The following is a 3232-nucleotide window of genomic DNA, read 5'->3' on the forward strand; positions in this document are numbered from 1 at the left end:
GGGGTGCCCGCGGGCCCGGCGCTGGCCGCGGCGGCGGGTGAACCGATCCGCTACAACGCGATCGCGCTCGACGCGGCGGGGCGGCCGGTGCCGGTCCTCCATTCCGACGAGGGCTTCGCGCTGCTGTTCGGCATGCCCGGTCCCGACGCGCTGGGCATCGCTGCGGACACGATCGCGCGGCCGTTCCCGGCGGGGCTGATGACCGGCATCGGGATGCTGGTCGCCAACCCGGTCTTCGCGAGCCCGGCGCTCCAGGCGCGCTTCTCGCCCGCCGCCTATCACGGCGCGGTCGTCTGGTCGTGGCAGCAGGCGGTGGCCGCCGCAGGGTTCGCGCGGCAGATCGCGCGCGCCGACCTGCCGGTCGCGAGCTGTGCGCGGCTGCGGTCGGCGCAGGCCGGGCTGTGGACCGCGATCGACGCCGGGCGCGGCGTGCAAAGCTCCGAACTGTGGTCGTGGCGCTACGCCGACGGCGGCTATCGGATCGCGCCGTTCGGGGCGAGCGGCGCCGACGCGGACGAGTCGAACGCGGCGCAGCTCTGGAGCACCGTCTACCTCGCCGTGAAGCGTCCTGTCGGCGTCGCCGGATGCGGGGGGCGCTGAGCATGGGCCCCGTCCGCCGCGTCGTGATCCTGGGCGGCGGCACCGCCGGCTGGATGACCGCCGCCGCGCTCTCCAAGGCGCTCGCGAGCACCGGCATCGCGATCACGCTGATCGAGTCGGAGGAGATCGGCACCGTCGGCGTCGGCGAGGCGACCATCCCGACGATCCACTGGTTCAACACGCTCGTCGGCCTGGACGAGGGGCGGTTCATGGCCGACACCGGCGCGACGTGGAAGCTGGGGATCGAGTTCCGTGGCTGGCAGGGCGACGGGAGCGCCTATTTCCACCCGTTCGGCACCTATGGCGCGCCCGGCGACGCGGCGATGTTCCCGCACCGGCTCACGCGCGCATGGCTGGCGGGCGAGGACGCGCCGATCGAGGCGTTCTCGCTGACCACGCAGGTCGCGCGCGCGCGGGCGTTCGCCAAGCCCGTGGGCGATCCACGCTCGCTGCTCTCCACGCTGGGCCACGCCTTCCACTTCGATGCCGCCCGCTACGCCGCGCACCTGCGCGCGCTGGCTGAGGCGCGGGGCGTCGTGCGGGTGGAGGGCAAGGTCGCGCGGGTCGACCGCGACGGCGACGGCGGCCACGTCCGCGCGCTCGCGACCGAACGCGGCGACACGGTTCCCGGGGACCTGTTCGTCGACTGCTCGGGCCTGCGCGGGCTGCTGATCGAGCAGACGATGAAGGCGGGATACGACGACTGGTCCCACTGGCTGCCCTGCGATGCCGCCTGGGCCGCGCCGTCCGAGCCCGAAGCCGCCGCGACCCCCTATACGCAGGCGACCGCCGATGCGGCCGGCTGGCGCTGGCGCATCCCGCTCAGGCACCGTGTCGGCAACGGCTATGTCTTCTCCACGCGGTTCGAGGAGCCGGAGGCGGCGCGCGAGCGGCTGGTCGCGGCGATGGAGACGCCGCCCGGCGCCGAGCCGCGGCTGATCCGCTTCGTGCCGGGCCGCCGCCGACGCGCCTGGGTCGGCAACGTCGTCGCGATCGGCCTGGCGGCGGGGTTCCTAGAGCCGCTCGAATCGACCAGCATCCACCTGATCCAGAGCGGGATCGGCAAGCTGCTGTCGCTGTTCCCGCGCGACGATGCGGACCCCTTGCTGGCGGAGCAATACAACCGCGTGTCGGCGCGCGAGATCGAGGAGGTGCGCGACTTCGTCATCCTCCACTACCACCTGACGCGCGGGCGGACGGAGCCGCTATGGCGACACTGCCAGGCTATGCCGATCCCCGACACGCTGCGCTACAAGCTCGACCAGTTCCGCCGCTCGGGCCGCATCATGCTGTCGCCCGACGAGCTGTTCCGCGACGCGAGCTGGTTCGCGGTGATGACCGGCCAGGGCGTGCGCGCCGGCGACTACAACCCGCTGCTCGACGTGATGGACGAAGGCGCGAACCGTGCCCAGCTCGCCGGCGTGCGCCGGGCGATCGCGGACGCGGCGGCGAGGATACCGCGGCTGGAACCGGCCTGAGGATCAGCCGGCGCGGGCAGCGGCGCGCGGGCGGCCGCGCACGAAGAAGTTGCCGGTCAGCCGGCCGACGCGCGGATCGTCGCTGAAGCTCATGTCCGCAGGGATGTGGCCCGAGTGGAGCAGGCTGCCCTGATAGACGATCACCCGGCCCGGCACCGCGTCAACCGCGCCGATCTGCTCGAAAGAGGGCGTGGATCCGCCGATATAGCCGTGCCAGCCCGACGCTTCCGCCTGCGCCGCCGCCATGAAGGCCGCGTTGTTGCGCCCGGTCACGCGCTCGATGCCGGTGGACCGCTGACGATAGAAGCCGGTACCGCTGCCCTCCGCCCCGCCGACATAGTGGAGCACGGCGAGGATCAGCGGATCGGCCGAGTCGAAATGCGGCGCGCGCTGGATCGGCGCCAGCGCGTCGGGCCGCGCGGTGACAAGGGAGAAGCTCGCGATCAGCAGGTCGAACCCGTCGACGCCGAACCCCTCGTTGATCGCCGGCACAAGGCCGCGGAGCAGGTCGCGCGCATAGCCCACCGCCGGGCCGTCGTCGGGCCGGATCGTCCGGCGCAGCCCCGGATAGGAATTGCCCCGGGCGGCGGGAAACGGCCCGAGCGCCGCCGCGATGTCGGCGACGAGCGTCGGCTCCGGCCCGAGGTCGTCGACGACGAGCAGGGGACAGGCCTCGCGTCCGATCGAATGGAGAGTGCGTGTCGCCATGCGTGCTCCGTCGGTGCCCGACCCCGATCGACCATATGTCGGAAGGTCAGCGTGGAGCGAGCGGCCGGATGAAGCAAGGCCAGGCCGTGCGCCGGGTACGTCTTGCGAAAGATGGTGGACGCACTTGGGCTCGAACCAAGGACCCGCTGATTAAGAGTCAGCTGCTCTACCAACTGAGCTATGCGTCCATGATCGGTGACGGGCGCCCCGGTGGACGCCCCCGATCGGGAAGCGCGCCGTTAGCACCCCGCGCCGGGATTGCAAACCCCGATCGACCCCCTGGCGGCCCGTCGCGATCAGAATGCCATCGCCAGCCGCTCGTGCATCGACTGCACGGGACTGGCAGCGCGGTCGGGGGCGGTCTGGGCCTTGTCCAGGCGGGCGACGCGGCGGTGCAGGTCCTCGCTCGCCCGCACGAGCGCCAGCGCGCCGAGCGGCAGCCCGTC

Annotated in this window: 3 protein-coding genes, 1 tRNA gene and 1 pseudogene; 2 read left to right on the top strand and 3 right to left on the bottom strand. The window is 72.7% G+C overall.

What is annotated here, in order from left to right; genetic code table 11:
• Positions 1-600: pseudogene (locus HUU95_RS11915) on the top strand (hypothetical protein); the annotation flags it as partial.
• Complete coding sequence (locus HUU95_RS11920; RefSeq protein WP_254602773.1) at positions 585-2078, top strand: tryptophan halogenase family protein; 1494 nt, start codon at positions 585-587, stop codon at positions 2076-2078. The pseudogene HUU95_RS11915 and the gene HUU95_RS11920, both read left to right, overlap by 16 nt.
• Before the next feature lie 3 nt (positions 2079-2081).
• Here the strand turns inward: HUU95_RS11920 and HUU95_RS11925 are convergent, their stop codons facing one another.
• The 3 genes from HUU95_RS11925 to HUU95_RS11935 form a co-directional block, all read right to left on the bottom strand.
• On the bottom strand, positions 2082-2786 hold the full coding sequence (locus HUU95_RS11925) for a DUF6445 family protein (protein ID WP_174280305.1): 705 nt from the start codon (positions 2784-2786) through the stop codon (positions 2082-2084).
• A gap of 112 nt (positions 2787-2898) precedes the next feature.
• A tRNA-Lys gene (locus tag HUU95_RS11930) sits at positions 2899-2974 on the bottom strand.
• A gap of 108 nt (positions 2975-3082) precedes the next feature.
• Entirely contained in the window at positions 3083-3226 is a 144-nt protein-coding gene (locus HUU95_RS11935; protein ID WP_302480124.1) for a DUF1465 family protein, read from the bottom strand.
• Positions 3227-3232: the final 6 nt, after the last annotated feature.

This window comes from Sphingomonas bacterium (genome assembly GCF_903643065.1).
Taxonomy (GTDB): Bacteria; Pseudomonadota; Alphaproteobacteria; order Sphingomonadales; family Sphingomonadaceae; genus Sphingomonas.

What these genes read in the sequence shown, in the direction of transcription:
- HUU95_RS11920 (WP_254602773.1), top strand. Translation starts at nt 585, where the DNA reads ATGCGGGGGGCGCTGAGCATGGGCCCCGTCCGCCGCGTCGTGATCCTG.
- HUU95_RS11925 (WP_174280305.1), bottom strand. Translation starts at nt 2,786, where the DNA reads ATGGCGACACGCACTCTCCATTCGATCGGACGCGAGGCCTGTCCCCTG.